Origin of the sequence: Vreelandella olivaria, from assembly GCF_023507745.1 — a bacterium.
In the GTDB taxonomy this organism is placed as follows: Bacteria; Pseudomonadota; Gammaproteobacteria; order Pseudomonadales; family Halomonadaceae; genus Vreelandella; species Vreelandella olivaria_A.
Map to the genome: position 1 here is coordinate 1 of NZ_JALPZO010000042.1, position 786 is coordinate 786.

General features: G+C 64.0%; 1 protein-coding gene. It reads left to right on the plus strand.

Annotated elements, in window-relative coordinates; all coding sequences use genetic code 11:
* Window positions 1-23: 23 nt before the first annotated feature.
* Window positions 24-786 (plus strand): DUF637 domain-containing protein (locus tag HP566_RS03570; protein ID WP_249975893.1); only part of this gene is annotated, 763 nt, incomplete at its 3' end.

Genomic DNA, 786 nt, shown 5'->3' on the forward strand with positions numbered 1-786 from the left:
TGAGCGTCGGCGCTACCCAAGGCATGACCGATCACGTCTGGGGCACCCAGACCAACCCCACCACCGGCGCCACGACCAATCTTGACCTTGGCTCCGCCAGTGGTATCGGCCGCTTCGCCGGGCAGCGCGCCACCCAGGCGGCCATCGATGCCGGCATTCGCACTGCCATCGAAGGCGGCAGCTTCGAAGCCCATCTCGGCGACAGCGTCGAGAGCGCCGTGGCGCACGTGGTCAGCGGCGTGCTGTTCCATGCCGTGGGCGATCTCGCCAACGACCACCTCTGGCAGGAAGGCGACCCGCAAAAGATCGCATTACATGCCCTGATCGGCGGCAGCATCAGCGAAGCGATGGGCGGGGATTTTGCGACCGGTGCACTGGCCGCCGGGGCCAGCGAAGCCCTCGTTCACGAACTCGTAGGGGATGCCAGCCGCACCGAATTCAGCAACGCCGCCGCCCAGGTCGTCGGCATCGTGGCGGCGGAGCTTGCGGGCGGTAACGTCAACGACGGCGCCTTTATCGCTGGGCAGGTGGAATCCTACAACCGACAGCTACACACCCAGGAACGGGAACTGGCCCGCGACCTTGCCGAAGCGAGTGATGGCCAATTCACGCTGGAAGAGATCGAGGATGCCATGCGCGGGATGTACAATCTGGCTGGAGATGAAGCCCCCGGGGATAACATCATTGTTCCCTTGCTAGCGGGTCTTAGCCCCGATGAACTGGGTTACTACGACTTCGGAGGTCAGTGGGTACAGGTACCCATGCCAGACGGCACTTACGAACTGC